This window comes from Mucilaginibacter robiniae, assembly GCF_012849215.1.
Lineage (GTDB): Bacteria > Bacteroidota > Bacteroidia > Sphingobacteriales > Sphingobacteriaceae > Mucilaginibacter > Mucilaginibacter robiniae.
On record NZ_CP051682.1, the window covers coordinates 250,383 to 272,968 of the forward strand.

The window sequence follows — 22,586 nt, forward strand, 5'->3', positions numbered from 1 at the left end:
GTTAAACACCTATGTTTACCAATTTTAGTGAAGCCGAAAGGGCTATGCGCATACCTCAAGACCGTCGGATGTATATCGGATTAAAACCTTATACCTGGCTGGCCTTCTTCCTGGTTATCTTTTTAACAGTTGGTGTAGCTTGGATACAATATCTCGTTTTCGGATTACCAAATGATCCTTCTATCCAACTTCCGCCTGTTACAGCTGCTGATCCTAAAGGATTTCCCTGGTGGTTATGTCTCAGTCATTGGGTGAACTTCTTTTTTTTGATACTCATTATCAGAAGCGGCCTCTCCATCCTGGTTGATCATCCCCGCTTGTACTGGAACCGCGGCTGTGCTCGTGATACTGAGTGGATTCGGTTTACGCCTATCAAAGTTCCGGATAATAAAGTGTGGACTGCTAAAGAAGATGCCCGCTATTTAAATCCCGTCATCGGTTTGCCTGGTTACCGCCATACTGTTGGCTTAGCGCGATGCTGGCATTTTATCACCGTTCCGTTTTTTCTGCTTAATGGCATTGTGTTTATAGTTATGCTATTTGTAACCAACCAATGGAAACGACTGATCCCCACATCATGGAACATTGTACCAGATTCATGGAAGGTATTTGTACATTACACAACCTTCAATATGCCTATTGAGCCTAATGGCTTTTATCATTACAATGCCTTGCAGCAACTCTCCTACTTTGGTGTGGTTTTTATATTAGCTCCGGTGGCTATGCTTTCTGGTATGGCTATGTCGCCAGCTATTGAGAACCGTTTCCATTGGTTTCCTAAATTGTTTGGCAACCGGCAAGGAGCACGTTCCATTCACTTTTTAGTTATGCAGGCTTATGTGGCTTTCATTATTATACATGTGGCAATGGTTGCTGCCACAGGTTTTGCCCGCAACATGAACCATATAGTGGCCAGTAATGATAATACTGTAAGCTATGCCGGCTTGTATGGCGGTATAGCCATTATTCTGTTTACTATATTATTTGGCTTTGCAGCACATTGGCTATCCTGGCGGCGCCCACGTTCTTTACAACATACCGAAGCAGCCATTAATGGTACCCTATGGGGATTAAATATCAATAAACTAAAACCACAAAGGTATTTTAAGAAGGAAGATATATCACCTTATTTTTGGGTAAATGGCAAAATGCCTAATCCTGATGAGTGGCGCAACCTAGTTAAAAATGATTTCAAAGATTATAAACTTAGGGTAAGCGGATTAGTTGAAAACCCGGTAGAGTTATCGCTAGAAGATATGATGAAGCTGGGTAAAGATCAAAATATCACCATGCATCATTGTATTCAAGGGTGGACCGGCATAGCCGAATGGGGCGGCCTATCTATTAGCAAGCTGATAGAATTGGTTAAACCTCACCCGTCAGCTACCACAGTAGTATTTTATTCTTTTGGTGAAGGTTTATACGGCGGTGTTTATTACGATACCCACAGTTTAGACAATTGCCTGAAACCAGAATCCATTCTGGCTTGGGAAATGAACTACGAAACATTGCCCGACAAACATGGTGCACCGCTACGTCTTCGGGTGGAGAATCAGTTGGGGTACAAAATGGTTAAGTGGGTCAAATCAATCGAGTTTGTCGAAAGCTATGAACAAGTAGGCAAAGGCTTTGGCGGGAAGAATGAAGACGACGAGTTTTTTGATCTGCTGGCAGATACATAATATTTTTTTGTAGTTATGACCAGTCAACAACTGGCCACAACTACAAGTATGAAACATAAGTTTATCAAAGATTCAAATGTTTAGGTAATGGAATATGCTGGCTAAACTGATCTGCAACCGGCGCCATCCTTTGCGTTTGTAACGGAATAATACCAGACCAGATGCGCAGCTGTTTATCTTCTGGCTCATCGTTAGGCATACCTGTTCTTACTTTAGCAGACGCTTCTTCCAAGTTAAAGGCCAGCACTGTTGTTTTACGCATTTCACTTTCTGTAACCAGTCTTAAATAATTCCAGCTATTGGGTACCACTTTGTTGGTTAACCATTCCAAAGCTTTAACCTTTTCCGCAGGTAGTTCTATTTTCTCAGCTTGAGCAAAAATTATAACTGATCGGTAATTCATTGAATAGCTAAAAGCAGACTTGGCAACTACCAACGCATCCGTTAAAGTAACTACTATACAAACGGGTATCCCTTTTTCTATCTCCCGTATAAAATGGCTACCTACCGAACCATGAAGATAAATTTTATCCTCATACCGAACAAAAGCAGTAGGTATAGAAAACGGACGATTATCAATCACACAACTAATGGTACAAAGTAATGCTTCATCCAATATCGGGTAAATAGTTTCTGCATCAAAATGAGCCCGTTTAGGAGCACGACTTGGAATTAAGTGAGCAGCAGGTGTTTTCATAGCTTTATTTTTTTACAAATCTCTATTTTTAACGGGTGAGTATATCCATCCAGTTTTTACAAAAAGAGTAGTCCACTTATGCAGCCTCTCCTCTCCCTGCTTACAATCAATAAAGCGGATGCCAAATCCGTTTACTTGCAATTAGCTGAACAGCTTACAACATTAATCAGAACCGGCACTTTACCAGCAGGCCATCGTTTGCCCAGTACCAGAAAGCTATCTGAACTGCTAAAACTACACCGTAAAACAGTAATACGGGCTTATGATGAGTTACTGGCACAAGGCTGGCTGGAAAGCACTTCAGGAAGCGGCACTTATGTATCCAAAAGTTTGCCGGATGTTAAACCACAACACCTAGCCCAACATACAATGCAAGCCATAAACCCTGTAAAAACAGCGGGCTTTACTTTTGAAGAAGAAACCCACTTAGCCAGAGAAGTAATAAAAGTATCTGCCACGTATCACCTGGATGATGGTTTTCCAGATGCCAGATTGTTTCCACTAAAGGATCTCTCCAGAGCTTACCGTACGCAATTACTCATCGGTAATCCCTATACGAGACTAGGGTACGATGATCCGCAAGGTTCAGCATGGTTAAGAGAGGAATTGGCTACATACTTGAAAGATACCCGTGGGTTGAAAGTAACTGCTCAAAATATTCTGATTACGCGCGGATCGGTTATGGGCTTATACCTGGCATGTACCGCATTGCTGAAAAAGGGAGACATAGTGATTACGGGTGCACCAGGATGGGCCGGTGCAGATACCAACTTTATACAGGCAGGTGCCGAACTGATTCGGATACCGGTAGATGATTATGGATTGCAAATAGAACACCTGGAACAGCTTTGTCAACTTAAGCCGGTACGAATGGTTTACGTAACGTCCCACCATCATTACCCCACAACCGTTTCATTGCGTGCAGACCGTCGTATTCAGTTGCTTGCTCTTGCGGATAGGTATAAGTTCATTGTTTTTGAAGATGATTACGACTATGACTTTCATTACGAGAACAAGCCGCTTCTACCTTTAGCGGGCGCAGACTTATCAGGTTTAGTACTCTATTGTGGTTCTTTTACCAAAACCATCTCTCCTGCTTTTCGGATAGGCTATCTGGTCGGGTCAGAAGATGTAATTAAACATTTAGCGCGCTTGCGCAGAACGATTGACCGGCAGGGAGATATAATGTTAGAAAATGCTATGGCAGAGCTGTTGCAAAACGGCATTATACAGCGACACTTGCGTAAATCATTACGTTTATACCGGCAAAGGCGCGACCTGTTTTGTCATCTTCTGAAAAGTGAATTAAGCGACTTTCTGGAATTTAAAATACCGGAGGGCGGCATGGCCGTATGGGTCAAGTTTAGTTCTACCATTAACCTAACTGAGCTGGCGCAAAAAGCTTTAAAGCGAGATCTTTATTTCTCCAATGGCGTTGCGCATAATAGCTCGGACAAGAAACTTAATGCTACACGCTTCGGCTTTGCTTCTTCTACCCCGCAAGAACTGGAAGACTGCATAGCCATATTGAAGCAATTACTAAAAGATAAATCTTAATTTACACCCTAAAAAGTTTCAGCGAGTTTAAACTATGGCTTAGAAATTCAATCCAACTAACTCTTAACTAACGGTTTAATTTAGCATGAAGGATTTCTATTCTATTTTGGGAGCGGATGCCAAGTCTACTTCCGTTGAAATAAGTGAGGCTTATGGGAAACTATCAGCCAAGTTTCACCCGGAAATTAATGCGAGCGATCAGTATTTTGAAAAGCGATTCCAGGAGATTCATGAAGCTTATGAAATATTAAGCGATCCTGCAAAGCGCCGTCAGTATGACAGAAGGTATAAACAACAGTTAAAACGTTTAAGAACTAAGCGGATTGATGTAATTTTTACCATTGTTTTGGTGCTGTTTACTTTCATTTTTGGTCATTACGTTATAAAGTCCATCAGTAAATCCAAACCGGGTCCTCCTACACAATTAGCAGCTGTTACCGTTAACTCTGCTCCTGTTCATACTGTTAAGCACCATAAAAAACGAAAACACAGGTTAAGGATTCAGGCTGATAATAGTTCATGGCAAGCTAACATCAATAAAACAACAGCAAACACGAAGCACAATCAGGCTCCGCCTACTGCAATTATTTCTAAAGTAACTACAACAGCTAGCAATCATCCTGTAATTACAGCGCCAGCAACCACAACACCTATAACCACAAAAAAGATACCTGTAGAAAATTATACAGATACGAAAGCCGCTCATAACAACACTCCTATTGAACACCAAAGCAATTATTTATACACTACTGATATTGTTGGTAATGAAACCGGTGTTGTCAACATGAGAAAGTATGATTATTATAGTTCGGCTGTAATTAAGGTAATTCCATCACATGCTAAAGTGTTCGTGCTGGCTAAAGGTGATAACTATTACAAAATACAGTTCGAAAGTACTACTGGCTATGTACCGGCTTGGACAGTTCAAACGCACTAAGTAAAACACCAACTGTAAAAATTTTAAGCTAAATTCTACTTCTCTCCATATTTAAATCAAACGTAAAAACCATAAAGAAGTCATTTGCTGTCAGCCTCCTTATGGTTTTGTTTGGCTGATTAATCGATACAAGTTTTTCATTCATCGACACTTCACAGCGTACGTGTGTAATTAACGTAATATTTAATACCAATTAATTAAGGCTGAGTAATAAGCAGCCCGAATCAACTTGGTATTTGTATTTGCTGACTTTACACACTGTATGTATTTGAAAAAAGCTATTCGCATAAAGTATCAACTATTATGCGCTGCTGTTCAACTTTTGCTATTAACCTTATTATTACCCAATCGCTTGCAAGCGCAAAGCTTGGGTGATCCGGTAGTGAAAATTACCTTTGGTTCGGGCACTGCTACCCGTGGAGGTGCCTTAGCTGCTGACTCTGGCTCAACCACTTACACTTATACCAGCGGCAGCGTAGGCGAAGACCAATATACTATTGCCAATGCAGTTAACACCAGCATACATGGTGGCTTTGTTACCAGTACAGATCACACCGGCAACACAGGCGGTTATATGATGATTGTAAACGGCAGCTTAACTGCCGGTACAGTTTTTACCCGTACTGTTACCGGGTTATGTGGTAATACATCGTACCAGTTTGGTGTCTGGATAAAGAACGTATTATCAACCACCGGAAGTATTTTACCTAATATGGTTTTCCATATATATGCAGCCGATGGTACTACCGAACTAGGTAGTGGCGTATCAACCGGAGATGTACCCGTAGGTAATGTATGGCATAACTATATCGCAAATTTTACACTACCGGCAGGCACACAAACGGTAATCATCAAACTGGTTAGTAATGCCAGCGGACAAGTAGGTAATGATTTTGCCGTTGATGATATTACTTTTAGCCCTTACGGTTCAATTGTTTCAGCAGTAATTGCTCCTGCATCATCAACTACCTCTACAGCCATAACCCAATCTACTTGTGCAGGAACTTCGCAAACTTACACCATTAACGCAACCAGTACACTGGCTTCCGGCTATGTACAAAAGTTGCAAATGTATGTAAACGGTACCTGGACTGATTTAACTGCCGCCAGTACAGCAACGTCTTTCACCGTTACCTCGCCTTCCACAGCCGGAACTTACCTGTATCGCTTAGTTTCAGCTTTATCTGATAATATCAGCTCTGCTAAGTGTGTGGTAGCATCCAATGATCTGACCATTACGGTAAGCGCAGCACCTACTGCTATCATTACACCTCCCAGTACTACCTGTTTAGGTAATGCTACCAGTTTCTCGTCGGCCAACTCTACAGCCGATGGTGGCTCAATAGCATCCTGGTTATGGAATTTTGGCGATGGTACTACCTCAACAGAACAAAACCCAACCCATACCTATACTACAGCAGGCACATTCACTGTCAACTTAACCCTTACTAGCAACACGGGTTGTACCGCTACAGCAACACCAGTTACTGTAACTATTAACCAGCTAGCTACAGCAGCATTTAACACTTCAACTCCAAATTGCGTAAACCAAGCCATCACGCTTACTGATGCCTCTGCAGCTAACAGTGGTACGATTACATCATGGCTATGGGATTATGGTGATGGCACTACCGAAACCAGAACTAATAATCAAGCTTTTCAGCACACCTATACTGCAACAGGTTCAAAAACCATTACTCTAACTATTACAACAGACGGCGGCTGCACCAGTACTATTTCGCATGATATTACTATTGGTGCTTTACCAACAGCCAGCTTTACCACGCCGGCTATATGTTTATCTGACGGAATAGCTACTTTTACTAACACCAGCACAGCAGATGATGGTACAGCTACTTATTTGTGGACGTTTGGTGATGATGTGCCAGCAAATATTACTGCTGCTAACCCTAATACTTCTACCGCAAAGAATGGTTCACATACGTACAGCCATGCAGGTACTTATACGGTTAGCCTTACTGTTACATCGGCAGCAGGTTGTCAAAACACTGCCTCTTCTCAGTTTACTGTAAATGGTTCTAACCCCAATGCGGCTTTCACCTTGGCTAATACTTCAGTTTGCAGTGACCATGAAGTATTTGTCACCAATCAATCTACCGTAACACCTGGTTCTGTTACTCGGGTTGATGTATATTGGGAGTATGGGGTGGATAACTCGGTTGTGACCAGCTATACAGCACCAACTAACGGGCAATTATTCCGGCACTCCTATCCTGTTTTTCATACCGGTAATGCTCAAACTTATACTATTCACATGATTGCTTATTCGGGAGCTACCAGCAATTCATGCACCGGCACGGCTGATCAAACCGTTACCCTGCTGCCGGTTGCTGATTTAAGCTTTCCGGCATTAGGTGTAGTTTGTCAAGGCAGCGGCTTAGTGCAGTTAACCGCTAAAGAAAACAGTGGTATTGCGGGTACAGGTACTTACTTGGGCACAGGAGTAACCAACACCAGCACAGGCGGCACTTTTAACCCATCAGTATCAGGTGCAGGCACTTTCCCTATTACCTATATATTTAACGTAACTAATGGTTGTGCCGACACCATTACCCAAACTGTTACCGTTAACCCGACACCTAAAGTTTACGCTGGAGCCAACTTTACCCTACTTGAAGGAGGTACGGCTACCATGCAAGCTACCTTAACTAACGCGGGTACGCAACCCACTATAACATGGTCGCCTTCTAGTGGTTTAAGCAGCACGTCCGAACTTAACCCAACCGTTACAGGCGGTACTAGCGACGTAACTTATACGCTTACCGTAACAACAGCGGAAGGATGTTCAGCTGTTAGCTATGTTACCGTGTCTGTGCTAAAAACCCCGGTAATACCCAATACTTTTACCCCTAATAACGATGGAAGAAATGATGTTTGGAACATTGAATATTTGAGTACTTACACGGACTGTACGGTTGATATATTTAACCGTTACGGTAATAAGGTTTACTCCTCTATTGGCTATGCCGTTCCTTGGGATGGCAGGTACAATGGTTCTGACTTACCGGCCGGTGTATATTATTATATCATCAATCGTAAGCATAATCAAAAACTACTATCAGGCTCAATAACCATTATCAGGTAAAGCAACAATCAGTAAAGTAAAACAGCCGATTACCCGCTACGTGGCTGTTTTACTTCATGATAGTCTGTAAGTGCAATTACGTATCTTTGGCGTTTTACATTCATTATGCGTAACAAAGTTGCACCATTCTTCTCCGTTGCTATAGGCTCCATCTTCATCATAACTGCTTGTAACCGTCCATCAGCTAATCAGGCAGCTACAGCTACTAACACGCAACCTAAACCAGTAGAAATGTCAAAACCTGCACCTGCAGATACTGGTCGCTTGGTAGGTGTTTGGTATGATGAAAGCATTAAAACCGAACAAGGGCAACAAATTGCTTATGAAGTAGTAAGCAAAGGCAAAAAGATATATATACAGGCTATTACTTTCAATAGCAACAACCTCAAGGTAAGTGATAGTCCGGTAATTGAGCCTAATGCTACATTGTTAAAGCGAAATGGTAATGTGTTTATCAATGCTAATAGTCCGAACGAAATCTATAAAGTAGATAAAGCTGGTAACCTACTGATTTATGATCAAACAGGTTTGGTAGTAAAGTGCAAAAAGGTATTATAGTTTACAAGGTATAGCAGTTATAGGTCATTGTAGATTAACCTACTATTACTCGTAATGAAATACTTTATCAACTAAACATTTGAACATCTCTATAAAACAAAAAAACTGCCCATCGCGGGCAGTTTTTGCTACTTACATTTTATAAAGAACGATTCAAACAGTTCAAGATAGGTTAAAGTGAAACACCACGTTTCCAAGGGATAAAATCATCCTGGCCATGACGTACAGCGCTCACTTCGGTTTCGCCGCTAGCTACCTGAATCACATAATCCAGTATTCGGCTTCCGGCTTGTTCAATACTTTCTTCACCTTCAATAATGGTTCCGGTATTGATATCAATAATGTCATTCATTTTTTGGTATAAACGACTATTAGAAGATATTTTCACCACAGGCGCAATGGGGTTACCAGTAGGCGTTCCTAAGCCTGTAGTAAATAATACCACGTTAGCGCCCGAACCCACTTCGGCAGTGGTTGATTCCACATCATTACCCGGAGTACATAATAAATTCAAACCTGGCTTAGTTACCTTTTCCGGGTAGTCCAGCACATCTACCACCGGTGAAGTACCACCTTTTTTGGCGGCTCCGGCAGATTTGATAGCATCCGTAATCAAACCATCTTTAATATTACCCGGGGATGGGTTCATGTCGAAACCAGAACCAACTTCTTCGGCACGTTGGCTATAGTTATGGATCAAATGCGCAAAACGTTCTGCATTGGCTTTATCCGTACAACGGTCTACCAAGTTTTGCTCTACACCGCATAACTCCGGAAACTCAGCCAAGATAACAGAGCCACCTAAAGCTACCAATAAATCTGAAGTATAACCAATAGCCGGGTTAGCCGATATACCTGAAAAACCGTCAGATCCACCACATTCTAAACCAATGGTAAGTTTGTTTAATGGTGCCGGCGTACGGGTGACTTGATTAGCTTGCATTAAACCAGCTAAAGTTTGGCGTATAGCCTGCTCTATCATGTCAGACTCACGACCTATAGTTTGCTGATCCAGAATGTATAAAGGTTTCGAGAAACCAGGTGAACGTTTGGCAATTTCTTGTTGTAAAATACTTACCTGCGCATTCTGGCAACCTAAACTCAATACTGTTGCACCAGCTACGTTGGGGTGGGTGATATATCCTGCCAACAAGCCGCACAAAGTAATAGCATCTTGCCGAATACCACCGCAACCACCTGTATGGCTTAGAAATTTGATGCCATCTACATTCGGGAATACCTTCCCTGAATTACCTGCAGCATCGTTAGCGTTAACCTCAGTGTACAAAACCTCTTCAACGGCTGCACCCGAACGGATGCGGTCAATTAATTGTTGCGCCTTGGTTTCGTAAGTCTTTTTACGGCCATAACCCAGTGGCTTCAACAACGCCTCCTGCATTACTTCAATGTTTCGGTTTTCACAGAATACCATAGGAACTACCAGCCAATAGTTGGCTGTACCAACACTGCCATCAGTACGATGGTAACCATTAAACGTACGGTTTTGCCAAGTGCTCACATTTGGTTGATTCCAGCTAACTTGCTGGTCGCTGGTTAAATAAGTGCTGTTAGCAGCATGTTTTACATTAGAGGTAGATAACAAACCGCCAATGGGAATATCACTCTGCGCTTTACCTACCAGTACACCATACATAGTTATAATGCCACCAGCAGGTATTGGTTCCAACGCTAATTTGTGTTTGGCAGGTATAGCATCAACAGTATGAACAGTTACTCCGTCATAATTGATCTCTTCTCCGGCGGCTAAATCAGCCAGTGCTACCAGCACGTTATCAGCCGGATGTATTTTTAAAATTTGCTGTTTCATGGTAATTAAACGTTAACGCCTTCTTCCAATAACACACGAGTACCTTGTGCTATCAGGCTTTCTAACTTCTGAGCTACCGCCTCAGCAAAGCCGGGTAGTACACTTAAGTCGGCATTCCATAAATTTTTATCTTTTAAAACGGTATTTACAATCTCTTTAATATCATCGTTTTGCCATACTTTACAAAAGGTTTCTGCCTGGCTATCTGTAACGGTGTATTCAGCTCCATTAACATGACCTATAAACTTACCTTCTGCATTCTGCTCAGTTTTCATGAATCTTAAAAATGCAGCAAAGCCCAATGCAATGCGCTGCGGTACACTGGAGTGCAGCTTATAATGGTTAAGTAACAAAGGTACTACACGCATGCCCATTTTGGCGCTGTATTGTGCCGAAATGCTAATCCACTGGTGTTCAATATTGGGGTTACGGAATCTATCAAGTACCTGAGCGGCAAACTCAGCAGCTTGATTATAATTTACTTGGTAAGGTATAGCAGGAGCAATTTCTTTCAACATTATTTGTGTAATGAACTCTGAAAATGCCGAATTATCCATTGCCTCTTTTACCGTGCGAAAACCAGAAAGAAAAGCCACAGCGCAACTTAACGTATGTGTACCGTTAAGCAAGCGTAACTTCAACTCACGATATAACTCAATATCAGGCACAATCACTACACCTTGATCTGCTTTACTGAAAGACAGTATTTGAGCTACCTTTTCATCACCTTCAATAGCCCATAAGCTATAAGTTTCTGACATGGTACGCAAATCATCTTCATAACCCGACTCTTCCTGCAATTGCTTTTCTAAAGTTGCATCAGGCTTGCCGGGTACAATACGATCAACCAGTGAGTTACAGAAACGGTTGTTTTCTTCCAGCCAATCCATAAAAGCAGGTTCCAGCTTATTCAAGTGAGCTAACTCCAATACAATGGCCTCCAACTTCTTGCCATTGTCAACAATCAGCTCCGTTGGAACGATAATCAAACCGCTATCAGGCTTGCCACCAAAAGCTTTATAACGCTCGTACAGTATTGCCAGCAGCTTTCCGGGGTAAGATACTGGTGGGTGCTTGCGAATATCATCTTGTACTAATTGTATACCAACTTCGGTAGTGTTGGATATAATCAATTGCAACTCCGGATTATGAGCCACCTGCAAAATAGTTTCCCAGTCTGTACCGGCCGATAATACACGGCTGATGGCTGAACATACTACCTGCTCATTCACTGGCGTTCCATTATTGATGCCTTTCATGTACAACGTGTACAATCCATCCTGTTTATCAAAAGGTCCGGCCGAACCAGTATCGGTTGATTTTACTACCACTACCCGGCCGTTGAAAATACCGTTACGGTTGGCTTTATCAATGTAATAATCAGGTAGCCCTCGCAATAGTACCCCGGTACCAAACTGCAGTACCTTTTCGGGCAACTCAAATATGGATTCATCAGGCAGAGTAATATCAGAAGCCTGAATTTTATTTAAATTATATTGTGATAATATCATAATTCTGCTTTGCTTATCAATGATGGATATTGTTTCGTTTTAACCATTCCGGATAATCTTTTTCCAGCAATTGCTGAGGCCAGGTTCCATACCAGGCATATCCAGCACGCCGTTCGTTTTCTATTTCTGTTAAATTGTATTTTAGTTCGCTGTTGCGCCCTGAAAAGAAAGGTTTATTACTTCCTATTTCATAATACCGGGCCCATATTATAGCATTAGCATCAGGCACCAGCACGCCGTCACGCCCGGTTGGCTGGCTGGCATCCTGAATATGTTCAAAACGGTAGCCTGTAATTTTTACCTGATTTAACCAAGCTACCGCGCTTTCAATAGCTGTTTGTATTTGCGGTGAAGGTGTAGGTATTTGCATTAAAAAACGAACAATGCCTACTGTTTCGGCTGCGGTTAAACCCACCAGTTCAAACTTACGGGCAGCCGCTGGTTGTAAGGTATGGTTGTTATATTGCTGACACCATGCAGTTAATTTCCCTTTTACTTTTACCTGTGTTTTCAGGATGCATTGTATGCCCCGGTTTACCGCTTTAGCTGATGGTTCTACCAGTTTTGCATCTACTACTTCGAAACCGCCTGTACGCTGAGCCACCTGGTTCAGTAAGTTCATGGCATTCATCATGGCGTTATCATTAAAGGTAACATACGCCCGGTAAATGCTGGTATCCGGATAAAACTGCGGCCAGCCACCATTAGGTTCCTGCGCTTTCAGCAAATAGCGAATACCTTTTTCAGCCGATTTCAAATAAGCCCCATTCTGTGTTTCATGGTAAGCTTTTACCAGATAATTAATTTCTTTATTAGTGGCATCATTATCAAGCGTGGCATCATTACGGTAAGCATCTTCTTGCGTAGCCATACGGTCGGGAGCAGGCAGGGTTTTATGGTAATCTACCTTAATATTGCCAACCGCTTTAGGCCAGCCTCCAATTGCCCGTTGGTACAACAACATGTTTTCGGCAACAGGATCAGTTTTTACCGACGATGCCGTTTGCGCCCAAGCAGCACTCTGCTGCATTAATACAGCACTTGCTATTACTATGATAACCTTTCCAATTTGCTTATTGTAGCCCATTCTTTTACTCACCGCTCCTTTCTGGATTCCATTGGTTATCCATCGCCCACAAGGCATTAATATTTGCTGCTACCGGAGCACCCGGTGCTGTAGCCAGGTTGTTTTTAAACCATGTATAATCACCGCCATCACGGTGGCAATTTTCAAAATATATGCGACTGCCCCACTGTGTGCCTTTTGAACTGGCTGCCTGGTAGATTGGTGCATTTGCCATATTGCGAGCAAACTTGCAATTGATTAGGTAAAATTGTGAATCCAGATGATAGCGCCCCAGCTTAAAGCGGCTATCCCCTGTAAATGTGCAATTTACCAGCACTGTTTTTTGGCTTTTATTTTTCGATCCATCATGCCAGATTGCAGCCTCTAAGCTATGGCAAACAAACTGACAATTTTCAGCATAAGCCCAACCACGCGGACAGTAAAAATCTACGCCGCCTTCCATCAGGCAATCTTTAAAATAGTATAAGCCGCTTGCACCATTCCATGGGCTAACGGTATCTCCACCTCGAGCACGTAAGGCACAATGAATTACCCGCAAACGTGTAGTTTGAAATGAACGTAATGCCATTTGATGCCCATCAGGTCGCACTACCTTCGTAGTTGTACTCTCAGTATTGCTTTGGCAATTTATGGTGCTATCCTGCACATGATGAAAGCCATAACCATTGATAATGGTCAGGTTTTCGAGTGTAATATCGCTACCTCGCAAGTTCAACGTAGCCACGCCCCAATCATCAGCATGATTTTGACAACGCCATACATCGCGAGCCATATCAAATGTAATTACGGTATGTGCTTCGTCTTCACCTTTGAGGATGATATGACTTTTGGTGATACTTATCTTTTCAGGATACGTGCCTTTTTTAACTAAAATAGTACGGTTGGTTGCTGAAGAATCGGGCAAACTATTGATAGCTTCCTGAATGGCTTTGAAATCACCTTTACCAGCAGCATCCACTATCACAGGGCGGCTTTGCGCCATACCGGTGCAGCAGGCTAATGCCAGCAAGCAATTTATCCCTATAGCAAACAACCTTTTCATTATTTTACCGGAATTTGCTTGGCTAACCAAGCAGCTACATCATTAGCTGCATTAAAATTCTGGTATTCAGGTGGCAGTTTACGGCCATCCACATACTCATTATAAAACCATGGGTCGCCCACAGCTAGTACCGTGCCTTTGCCATACTTAGCTGAGGCTACTACCACAAAGCCTTTATGCATCAGCTCAGGTTTGGCAGGCGGTGTTAGCGTAAATGTGCTGATTTCTTTAATGTAAACCTTTTTAGCTGTTTTAAATACAGCATTACCGGCCGGAATTTGCACTGCTCCCATTTCAAATTGTGAGCCTGTAACATGGTTCTGGCTGTCCTCATTAAAGCGAATACCAAACTTGGTCATTAAAGTATTCAGGTGTTTAAACTCGGCATTTCCAGTATCATTGTTTAACACCAACAGCGTGCCTCCGGCTTTTACCCATTCGCTAATGGCTTTTACATGTGCAGGCTCAATATATTTAGTATTAGGGTTTTCTTTTGGAATATCAGGATCTACAATTACATAAACCGAAGCTTTTTTCAAATTACCAGCATCTGGCGCCTGGTATAATGTTTCAGTTTTGAAACCGTAGTTGTTAAAGATGTGTCCGAATACGGAAAAACCATTATTGACCTCTTCTTCCCATTTATAATGAGTCGGAATGGTTTTACCGGTAATATCCTTACGATGTTCATCATTGAAATAGCTATCCAATAATACTACTTTCCCCTTGCCGGCTGATAAATTTGCTAAACGTTCTACCTCAACACTGGCCATGATAAAAGCCCCTACCCCTTTAGGATCGTTAGTGGCAATTTTCTCATGGATGTAGTACTCATAAGTACCATCACGATAAGGATTACCGCCTAACCCAGCTACGCTGCAAACTTTATTCAGGTTTACCTGGCCGTTAGCATCTGTAGTAATAAATTCTTTGATGATGCCCCGGTAACCTGTTTGCGCTGCCTGCATAAAGCGTTGTGGCAGATAGCCTTCGCGGGCTCCTTTGGCTAATGCATACACAAACATGCAAGAGGCTGAAGCTTCCAGATAGTTGCCTTTTTCAGCTCCTTTATCCAGCACCTGGTACCACACGCCTGACTTCTTATCCTGATACTTTTCAATAGCTACAGCTAACCGGTTCAGAATAGCCAGCAATTGAGGCCGCTTAGGGTGATTTACCGGAAAGTCGTCCAATACATCTACCAGTGCCATGGCGTACCAGCCATCAGCACGGCCCCAAAAGTTTTGTGAAAGTCCGGTTTTTGGGTTTGCCCATTTCTCATTTTTGCTTTCATCCCAAGCATGGTACAGCAATCCGGTTTTAGCATCACGGGCATTAGCTTCCATCAAAATAAACTGCTGAGCGATATCGTCAAAATCAGCATCGTCATGGAAAGCTTTAGCGTACTCGGCATAAAATGGTTCGCCCATGTACAAGCCATCCAACCACATTTGGTTAACATATTTTTTTTTATGCCAAAATCCGCCTTCTGGTATGCGCGGCTGCGTTTTCAGTTGTTCGCGCAGCAGCGTAGCCGCTTTATAGTACTTTTCAGTTCCTAACACGTTATATAACGTCATGAGGCTGCGGCCGCTCAGTACATTATCTAAATTGTAATCTTCAGCTTTGTAAGTTCTGATGTTACCATCAGCAGTTACATAATGGTCTGCACAATGTTGTATGTATCTGAAATAACTGGCATCACCGGTTTGCAGCCACACATTTTTCATGCCTTGCCATACCACGCCTTGTTCGTAAGCCCAATGACCATTGCTGGCGGTATCTGGCCACAAATGCATAGCAGTAGCTGCCATTCGCTGCGACCAGGTTTGTGTTTGCGCGTGGCACAAGCCTAAGTTCAAAAAAGATAATAATGCTATCAGAAAATATTTTTTCATGTATAGATGCTATAGCTTTATAATTCAGTTACAAGGATAAATCTTAACCTTTACGACAATCCAACTATACAGTTATAAATGGTGCTTAGTGCAATTTTAACTATATTCTAAAGGTTTATCATCGGGTTTACCTGGAATAAATTATGCAATCGTTCCCGAAGTACTATTTACCGCTTATAGGTTAGTAATTGTTAGTTTATAATGGTTTTTACCACCCGCAATAACCCTGTTTATCCATTGCTGCGGATGGTAAATATATACGGCTTTAATAAAACTCACTATCCTGCTGCTTCCTGATTGCTTATACCATCATGGCTTGCTCATCATTTTACAGCTACATTAATTCTTTTGCGGATTCCAGTGATCTTGTCCTGCTAATATATTTTGAACATTATAAAGCTTGGCTTCGTGTGCGGTAAGTTGGTGCGACCAGCTTACGCGTCCTTTTACATCAGCTCCTGGCCCTGTACTGCCATATTCAGCATAGTAAGCAGTTTTTTCCTTTTCGGGAAACATAGCATCACCTTTCCATGGGTTCCATCCTTCGGCTATAATATGCGCACCCATTTGCGTACGGATATAAACTGTTTTGGCATATGGCCGCCACGGTCTGCCCAAAAACTGCTTTTGTACCGAAGTATCTGCTATCAATTTACAATCTAGCAGTACATAGCCATATTGCTGCTGCTGAGATGTTGCAGCGGCTGTAATATAAGAGCGATTCAGTAAACTTTTAATAGTACAGCTTTGAAAAACAGCGGTGGCTTCGCCAAAAATAAAATCGGTAGTGCCTTCAATGTAACAGCCTTCGTAATACTGCCGACTGTTGCTTGTAGCCATATAAAGGGTATCCTGATTACCCAGTAAACGGCAATTTTTGATAATACATTTGTCGCCTTCCACGTGCAAAGCAACCGCTTGCCCAACTCTACCCGCATTATTTTCGATAGTCAGGTTTTCAGCACAAAAATCATTGCCTTGTACCAGCACGGTGTAAGAAGTAAAAGTGTTCATCTTTTCCTTACCCATAGCATCATGGCCACTGGGCACTGGCTTGCCAGAGTAATCATTATTGGTGATGATGGTGTTCTCTTTATCTTCACCTATTAATGTAATATGTGTTTTCCAGCTTGGTATGACCAGCTTTTCATGATAAACCCCTTTTTTGATGTGAATGATTGCCTGCTGTTGCGATAAATCGCGCACAGCATTAACAGCTTCCTGTATGGTTTTATATTTACCGCTGCCATCTTGCGCCACAGTAAGCTGTACAGGGGTGGTTACAGGCTGAGCAACTGCCCTACCCACTACTAAAATCCAGCCAAAAAGTACAAATAACTTCTTCATTATAGTGTTCGTTTATTTAGCTGCTACCAGGGCCTTATCATCAGCACCGCGTTTAAACTCTACTTTGGTTTTGGCTTTAGAGGCATCCGTGTTCAGCACCTTTATCTGGCCAGATTTGCTACCACTAATGCTAAATAATAAGTTGGTGTTAGTACCATATTTTAAACCATCAAAAGTTACCTCACTACTGTTGCTGATGTTTACCAATGGTTCTGTGTTTTTACTTTCCACATAAACATTGCGAAGGGTTACATCCTTACCTTCAATAATATTAATGCCTTTATTGGTTTTCAGCACAATATTATCCAGATGAATACCTTTAATGCTCATTTCCGGCAAGCCGCGAATCAGTAAGCCATTATCAGCACCATTGCATACTACATGACTTACATAAAAATCACGGAATTGTGGAGTTGCTTCTGTAACTGCCGGTATTTTAGAGTTATCGACTGTTTCTTCTTCCGATGGCGACTTACCTGAGTAGTACATATCAAACAAAATGGCATCATGCAGTATATCACGCATAGCGATGTTTTTGATGTAGATTTTTTCAACCACACCGCCGCGACCGCGAGTAGTTTTAAAACGCAGACCAATATCGGTACCAATAAAAGTACAATCAGATACAAAGATATTGCGTGCTCCGCCCGACATTTCACTGCCAATTACAAAACCGCCATGTGCGCGGTATACTACGTTATTACGCACAATCATATTTTCGGTAGGTTTACCACGGCGGCGGCCTTCTTCATCACGACCCGATTTCACACAAATGCCATCATCGCCAGCATCAAACGTGCTGCCTTCAATAAGTATATTCTTACAAGATTCTACGTCAATAGCGTCTCCATTTTGAGCGTTCCACGGATTACGTACTCTTACATTGCGTAAGGTTAAATCTTCACACAATAAAGTATGTAAACACCAAGCTGGAGAATTCTGGAAGGTAGTGCCTTGCAATAACACCTTTTTGCAATTAGTTAATACCAGCATGTTGGGCCTGAAAAAGTCTTTCATCGGTTCAACATCTTTTACGGATGAACCTGGTTTGATATAGCCAGCCTCTGGAGTAGTTAAACCTTTTTGGTAACTAGCCGAAGGATACCAGCTTTTACCATTTTCACTTACCATACCACCTGAAGCTACCAAAGCTTTCCACTCATCTGCCGTTAACCGATCTTTGCCTATGGCCCGCCAAACTTCACCATGCCCGTCAATAATACCATCACCAGTGATAGCTATATTTTGCAGGTTAGTGCCCGATATAGGTGATTGGTTACGGTATGATGCATGGCCTTCCCAATTACCCTCCACTAAGTGGTACTGGCTTTTATCATCAGTAAACTGTACCAGCGCAGCACGGTCAATATGCAAGTTTACATTGCTTTTTAACTCAATAGGTCCGGTAAGCCATAAACCTGCAGGCACTAACACTACACCACCGCCTTTGGCACTACAAGCCATAATAGCTTTGTTTATGCTTTGTGTATTTAGCGTAAGCCCATCAGGTTTAGCGCCATAATGCGTAATATTTATGGTATCTTTCTTGAATGTTGGCGTACTCACTTTCGGTAAATTGCTCCAGGAGTAAGCTGTATTTTGTGCAGAAGCATAATTAAACATGCCAGCAAACAAGGTGGCTGCAACTGCAACTTTTTTAAAGTCTATCATATCGGTACTGTTTTCTACTAAATAAAGGTTTTATTGTTTTAAAGGGTTCCAGTGGTCTGGTCCGCTTAAAATATTATTAATCGTAAAAGCTTTAGCTTCATCACTCGTAAGCTGATGCACCCATGGCACACGGTTTTGCAAAGCTGCACCAGGGCCAGTACATTGGTATTCAGCAAAACGAGCTGTTTTTTCGTTGGCTGCGTTTTTCCAATTGTTCCAGCCTGCCGGTAAAATATGCGGTCCAATATTGCAATGAATATAAGTAACACTGGCATACGGCCTCCAAGGTCTGCCAAGTGATACACTGTTCAAGCCAGTATCAGCTGTTAAAGTACAATGCATAAAAACAAAACCATAAGCATGGTTTTGCGGAGTAGATGCGGCCGTAATATGCGAGTTTTTTTTACTATGTAAGGTACAATTTTGAAATAGCACGGTTGCTGGTCCGAAAATAAAGTCGGTAGTACCTTCAATATAGCAGTTTTTATAATATTGGTGGCTATCCGGATTACTGCAAAACAGCACATCCTGAAAGCCTTTGAAATTACAATTATCAAATACCAGCTTATCACCATAAGCATAAACGGCTACGGCTTGCCCGGCGCTGAATCCTGCATTATTTTGAAAGGTCAGATTGGAAGCTTTGAAGTTATCTGCATTCTCAAAAAAGGAAGCAGAAGTGTAGGTGTTTATAGTATCACCTTGAGGGCTGATAGTGCCTGTATGATTGTTATAAGTCAGTATCGTACGATCTTTATCTTCACCGGTAAGTGTTATATAACTTTTACCTTCCGGCAAAAACAGCCGCTCCTGATAAATACCTTTTTTCACATAAATTTCTACCGGCTTTGTGTTATGTGCCGGCACAGCATCAAACGCAGCCTGAACTGTTGTGTAATTACCACTTCCATCCTGTGCTACAACTATGCGCTTGGGCAAGGCTATAGCCTGTATAACCAATAATTCAAGCGTCAATACAATACCTAAAAACTTCATTTAATAATTACTGATTTAGGTTTCACAATATGCTCAGCCAAATCGGGTTGTACTTTCCTGATTTCGGCCAATACTAGTTCGGCCACTTTACGCGCGCCTAGCTCACTGAAGTGTGTATCATCTTGCTTACCATCAGGGTAATTGGGATGCTCGCCAGGAGTTAGATGATTAAATAAAAGTTTAGAAGTTTCTGGTCCATACTGATGCAACATATCCATGCTAAGCTTATCCAAATCAATCAGGGTAATATTGTTTTTTGCAGCTACATCACGTACCAGCTGTGCGTAAACAGTATGCGTATCTTCAATTTTACCACCAGCATCAAACTTACGCCGGGCTACTGGGGTCAATAAAATGGGGATAGCTTTTTTACTACGCACCTCATTAACAAAGCGGTTTAAGTTAGCGGTAAACTCACTTTCGGTAGCATAACTGGCTTTGGTTTTCACCTCATCATTATGCCCGAACTGAATCAGCACATAATCGCCAGCTTGTACATGGTCAGCTACAGGCTGCCACAAACCTTCGGTAATAAACGTCTTGGTGCTGCGACCATTTCTGGCCCGGTTATCTATTGTTACGGTAGAATCCATGAAAGCCACGAAGGGCATCCCCCACCCGGTTTCAGGATAAGCTTTTTTTTCTTTAACCGACATCGTAGAATCGCCAATCAGGTAAACGGTAATATGTTTCGGAGGAAACGTAAAAGCCGTTAGCACCAACAACGTAAAAGCTAAACACGATAAACTATATTTTTTCAAAAACCACTTCATAAATATTATACACCTTAATCGCAACTCATTATTTAAAGGTCATGCATGCTAACATAAATTATATGGCTAAGATTACCAACATGGCAATCTTAGCCGTACCAGATTAATAACCAGGGTTCTGTACCAGCGATGGGTTAGATTGCATAGTCGGTAATGGTATTGGCAATAGTTCACCATGATTAGGTGTAAACAATTGCGCCACGTTGGTGATGTAACTTGTACTTAATGAACTTACCCAATTTACTTTAGTATTGTTGGTTGGCGTAGCCGCTGGCGTGGCTGTGTACAGCGAATTACCATAAACCAACGTTTGTGAACTATTCAAATAATACATGGATTGTGGCAGGTTAGCATAAGGCGCCTGTCTGTTCAACATCAAGGTTAAATTTGCCCGGGTTTTAGTGATTACGCTGTTTAGCAAATTCCATCGAATCAAATCATATTTACGGATACCTTCACCGCCAAACTCAAATGAACGTTCATTAACAATAGCGTTAAAGAAGGCATCGTGCGTAGTAGGCGTAGTACCAATCAAAGATGAGTTACCACTAAACCCACGGGTACGAACTTCATTAAAGGCATTAATAGCAGCAGAAGTTGGCCCATTGTTCAGTTCGTTATCGGTTTCGGCAAACATCAGCAGAACGTCAGAGAAACGAAGGATAGGCCAGTTGATGCCAAAGTACTGAGCCGCTGAAGTTGTCGAGATAGATGGATTAGTAATCCAATCACGTCTGAATTTGCCGCTGCAAGCGCTGGTAAGTTTTTGCAGCACTTTTGTACCATCGGCATTGGTAAAATAAGTAGCAACAGTCACATCACGGCGGGCATCGTTCTGATCGAAAGCATAAAAGTAAGTAGGCACCACCAGCAAGGCCGAGCTACCTAAGTTATTTACCCTAGGCCCATCATAATAGCCCAGTTTACTATCGGCAGCCGAGGCACCGCCACCCATAGCTACTTCAAACATAATTTCATAAGTAGGATCAAGCGTATGCGCATCTACGTAATTTTTAAACAGGTTTTGAAAGCTAGTGTTCAACGTATGCTGCTCACGATGCTGCATTAAATCAGCACACTCATCGTGGGCAATCTGGTAATATTTTAAATAATCGGCATCCCGCTCCATCTGGCTGGATGTATTACGTAATGAATAACCACCCCGAAATAAGGCTATACGAGCCCGCAACCCCTTAACCGCTCCTTTAGTAATACGCTCATCACGTGTACTTACCTCGGTGCGCCAAGGCACTAATGTTTCGGCGGTTAGTAAATCACCTAGTATTTGCTCGTAAATAGTATTACGGTTAGCACGGGTTAAATACAAAGTGGACTGATCTGCCGAAGGAATGAAAGAAGCTGGTACATCGCCCCAGTTGCGAATCAGTTCAAAATAAAACTGTGCACGCAAGGTAAGCGCCTCACCATACAAACGTTTCAAAGCAGCTTGATCGCTTGTACTGCCGCTGGTATAAGCCCCCATCTGCGGAATGTATTTAATACAATTGTTAGCTCGCTCAATACCTGAGTACAAGTTTTCCCACGGCGATTCAATTTGCGCGTTGTTAGGTGTTGCCCCGTAACGCGCAATATCCCGGCGGTCATTATCCGGCGCGCTGCTGTTGGCCGGGCCTAACATCTCATCCTGATCAACTGTGAAGTACAAACTTAAACGGGTACCATAGCCGGCATCACCAGCCAGTCTGGAATAAACGCCCAATACTGTTTCTGTAGCATTCGCTACATTGCTAAAAGCATCTTCAGTACCAATAGAAGCTACTGGCTTTTCATCTAAATATTTTTTACAAGAAGTAACCGAGCCGGCAGTAAGTACTACTGCCATTACAAGCACACGGTATATATATCTTTTTTTCATGATGTTACTTTTTAATTAGG

At 42.2% G+C, this 22,586-nt stretch carries 16 protein-coding genes; 5 read left to right on the forward strand and 11 right to left on the reverse strand.

Annotation, left to right across the window (positions count from 1 at the left end; translation table 11 throughout):
• Positions 1-11 precede the first annotated feature (11 nt).
• Complete coding sequence (locus HH214_RS01205) at positions 12-1,682, forward strand: molybdopterin-dependent oxidoreductase (protein WP_211166287.1); 1,671 nt, start codon at positions 12-14, stop codon at positions 1,680-1,682.
• 64 nt (positions 1,683-1,746) lie between these two features.
• Here HH214_RS01205 and HH214_RS01210 read toward each other — a convergent pair whose 3' ends face one another.
• Complete coding sequence (locus HH214_RS01210; RefSeq protein WP_169605605.1) at positions 1,747-2,379, reverse strand: pyridoxamine 5'-phosphate oxidase family protein; 633 nt, start codon at positions 2,377-2,379, stop codon at positions 1,747-1,749.
• Between the two features lie 78 nt (positions 2,380-2,457).
• Here HH214_RS01210 and pdxR point away from each other — a divergent pair, with 78 nt between their 5' ends.
• The 4 genes from pdxR to HH214_RS01230 all read left to right on the forward strand — a co-directional run bounded on the left by pdxR (position 2,458) and on the right by HH214_RS01230 (position 8,537).
• Positions 2,458-3,936, forward strand: a complete 1,479-nt coding sequence (gene pdxR / locus HH214_RS01215) for a MocR-like pyridoxine biosynthesis transcription factor PdxR (RefSeq protein ID WP_169605606.1) — start codon at positions 2,458-2,460, stop codon at positions 3,934-3,936.
• Positions 3,937-4,021: 85 nt separating this feature from the next.
• On the forward strand, positions 4,022-4,873 hold the full coding sequence (locus HH214_RS01220) for a DnaJ domain-containing protein (RefSeq protein ID WP_169605607.1): 852 nt from the start codon (positions 4,022-4,024) through the stop codon (positions 4,871-4,873).
• Between the two features lie 262 nt (positions 4,874-5,135).
• A complete protein-coding gene (locus HH214_RS01225) occupies positions 5,136-7,979 on the forward strand; it encodes a PKD domain-containing protein (protein ID WP_169605608.1) in 2,844 nt (947 codons plus the stop codon).
• Positions 7,980-8,084: 105 nt separating this feature from the next.
• Positions 8,085-8,537, forward strand: coding sequence for a hypothetical protein (locus tag HH214_RS01230; protein ID WP_169605609.1), 453 nt, complete (start codon positions 8,085-8,087; stop codon positions 8,535-8,537).
• 172 nt (positions 8,538-8,709) lie between these two features.
• On the opposite strand, the gene HH214_RS01235 is transcribed toward HH214_RS01230, so the two are convergent.
• The 10 genes from HH214_RS01235 to HH214_RS01280 all read right to left on the reverse strand — a co-directional run bounded on the left by HH214_RS01235 (position 8,710) and on the right by HH214_RS01280 (position 22,566).
• Positions 8,710-10,365 carry a UxaA family hydrolase gene (locus HH214_RS01235; protein WP_169605610.1) on the reverse strand — a complete coding sequence of 552 codons (1,656 nt, stop codon included), beginning with the start codon at positions 10,363-10,365 and terminating at the stop codon, positions 8,710-8,712.
• Between the two features lie 5 nt (positions 10,366-10,370).
• Positions 10,371-11,876, reverse strand: coding sequence for a tagaturonate reductase (locus HH214_RS01240; protein ID WP_169605611.1), 1,506 nt, complete (start codon positions 11,874-11,876; stop codon positions 10,371-10,373).
• A gap of 16 nt (positions 11,877-11,892) precedes the next feature.
• Positions 11,893-12,975, reverse strand: coding sequence for a pectate lyase (gene pelA, locus HH214_RS01245; RefSeq protein ID WP_211166288.1), 1,083 nt, complete (start codon positions 12,973-12,975; stop codon positions 11,893-11,895).
• The gene (locus HH214_RS01250) at positions 12,968-14,005 is read right to left on the reverse strand and encodes a pectinesterase family protein (RefSeq protein WP_169605612.1); all 1,038 of its coding nucleotides are present in this window, start codon (positions 14,003-14,005) and stop codon (positions 12,968-12,970) included. Before HH214_RS01250 ends, pelA begins: the two co-directional genes overlap by 8 nt.
• A complete protein-coding gene (locus tag HH214_RS01255) occupies positions 14,005-15,903 on the reverse strand; it encodes a glycoside hydrolase family 88 protein (RefSeq protein ID WP_169605613.1) in 1,899 nt (632 codons plus the stop codon). Before HH214_RS01255 ends, HH214_RS01250 begins: the two co-directional genes overlap by 1 nt.
• A 339-nt stretch (positions 15,904-16,242) precedes the next feature.
• The gene (locus HH214_RS01260) at positions 16,243-17,250 is read right to left on the reverse strand and encodes a pectinesterase family protein (RefSeq protein WP_169605614.1); all 1,008 of its coding nucleotides are present in this window, start codon (positions 17,248-17,250) and stop codon (positions 16,243-16,245) included.
• A 12-nt stretch (positions 17,251-17,262) separates the two neighbouring features.
• On the reverse strand, positions 17,263-18,921 hold the full coding sequence (locus tag HH214_RS01265) for a glycoside hydrolase family 28 protein (protein WP_169605615.1): 1,659 nt from the start codon (positions 18,919-18,921) through the stop codon (positions 17,263-17,265).
• A 30-nt stretch (positions 18,922-18,951) separates the two neighbouring features.
• The gene (locus HH214_RS01270) at positions 18,952-19,917 is read right to left on the reverse strand and encodes a pectinesterase family protein (protein WP_169605616.1); all 966 of its coding nucleotides are present in this window, start codon (positions 19,915-19,917) and stop codon (positions 18,952-18,954) included.
• Positions 19,914-20,690 (reverse strand): rhamnogalacturonan acetylesterase, encoded by a 777-nt coding sequence (locus HH214_RS01275; protein ID WP_169605617.1) that lies wholly within the window; start codon positions 20,688-20,690, stop codon positions 19,914-19,916. Before HH214_RS01275 ends, HH214_RS01270 begins: the two co-directional genes overlap by 4 nt.
• Before the next feature lie 103 nt (positions 20,691-20,793).
• Complete coding sequence (locus HH214_RS01280; protein WP_169605618.1) at positions 20,794-22,566, reverse strand: RagB/SusD family nutrient uptake outer membrane protein; 1,773 nt, start codon at positions 22,564-22,566, stop codon at positions 20,794-20,796.
• Positions 22,567-22,586 lie beyond the last annotated feature (20 nt).

Bases quoted from the DNA above. Each gene is read 5' to 3' on its own strand.
- HH214_RS01220 (WP_169605607.1), top strand. From the start codon at position 4,022: ATGAAGGATTTCTATTCTATTTTGGGAGCGGATGCCAAGTCTACTTCC.
- HH214_RS01265 (WP_169605615.1), bottom strand. From the start codon at position 18,921: ATGATAGACTTTAAAAAAGTTGCAGTTGCAGCCACCTTGTTTGCTGGC.
- HH214_RS01275 (WP_169605617.1), bottom strand. From the start codon at position 20,690: ATGAAGTGGTTTTTGAAAAAATATAGTTTATCGTGTTTAGCTTTTACG.
- HH214_RS01210 (WP_169605605.1), bottom strand. From the start codon at position 2,379: ATGAAAACACCTGCTGCTCACTTAATTCCAAGTCGTGCTCCTAAACGG.
- HH214_RS01260 (WP_169605614.1), bottom strand. From the start codon at position 17,250: ATGAAGAAGTTATTTGTACTTTTTGGCTGGATTTTAGTAGTGGGTAGG.
- HH214_RS01230 (WP_169605609.1), top strand. From the start codon at position 8,085: ATGCGTAACAAAGTTGCACCATTCTTCTCCGTTGCTATAGGCTCCATC.
- HH214_RS01205 (WP_211166287.1), top strand. From the start codon at position 12: ATGTTTACCAATTTTAGTGAAGCCGAAAGGGCTATGCGCATACCTCAA.
- HH214_RS01240 (WP_169605611.1), bottom strand. From the start codon at position 11,876: ATGATATTATCACAATATAATTTAAATAAAATTCAGGCTTCTGATATT.
- pdxR (WP_169605606.1), top strand. From the start codon at position 2,458: ATGCAGCCTCTCCTCTCCCTGCTTACAATCAATAAAGCGGATGCCAAA.
- HH214_RS01255 (WP_169605613.1), bottom strand. From the start codon at position 15,903: ATGAAAAAATATTTTCTGATAGCATTATTATCTTTTTTGAACTTAGGC.
- HH214_RS01225 (WP_169605608.1), top strand. From the start codon at position 5,136: ATGTATTTGAAAAAAGCTATTCGCATAAAGTATCAACTATTATGCGCT.
- HH214_RS01270 (WP_169605616.1), bottom strand. From the start codon at position 19,917: ATGAAGTTTTTAGGTATTGTATTGACGCTTGAATTATTGGTTATACAG.
- HH214_RS01280 (WP_169605618.1), bottom strand. From the start codon at position 22,566: ATGAAAAAAAGATATATATACCGTGTGCTTGTAATGGCAGTAGTACTT.
- HH214_RS01235 (WP_169605610.1), bottom strand. From the start codon at position 10,365: ATGAAACAGCAAATTTTAAAAATACATCCGGCTGATAACGTGCTGGTA.
- HH214_RS01250 (WP_169605612.1), bottom strand. From the start codon at position 14,005: ATGAAAAGGTTGTTTGCTATAGGGATAAATTGCTTGCTGGCATTAGCC.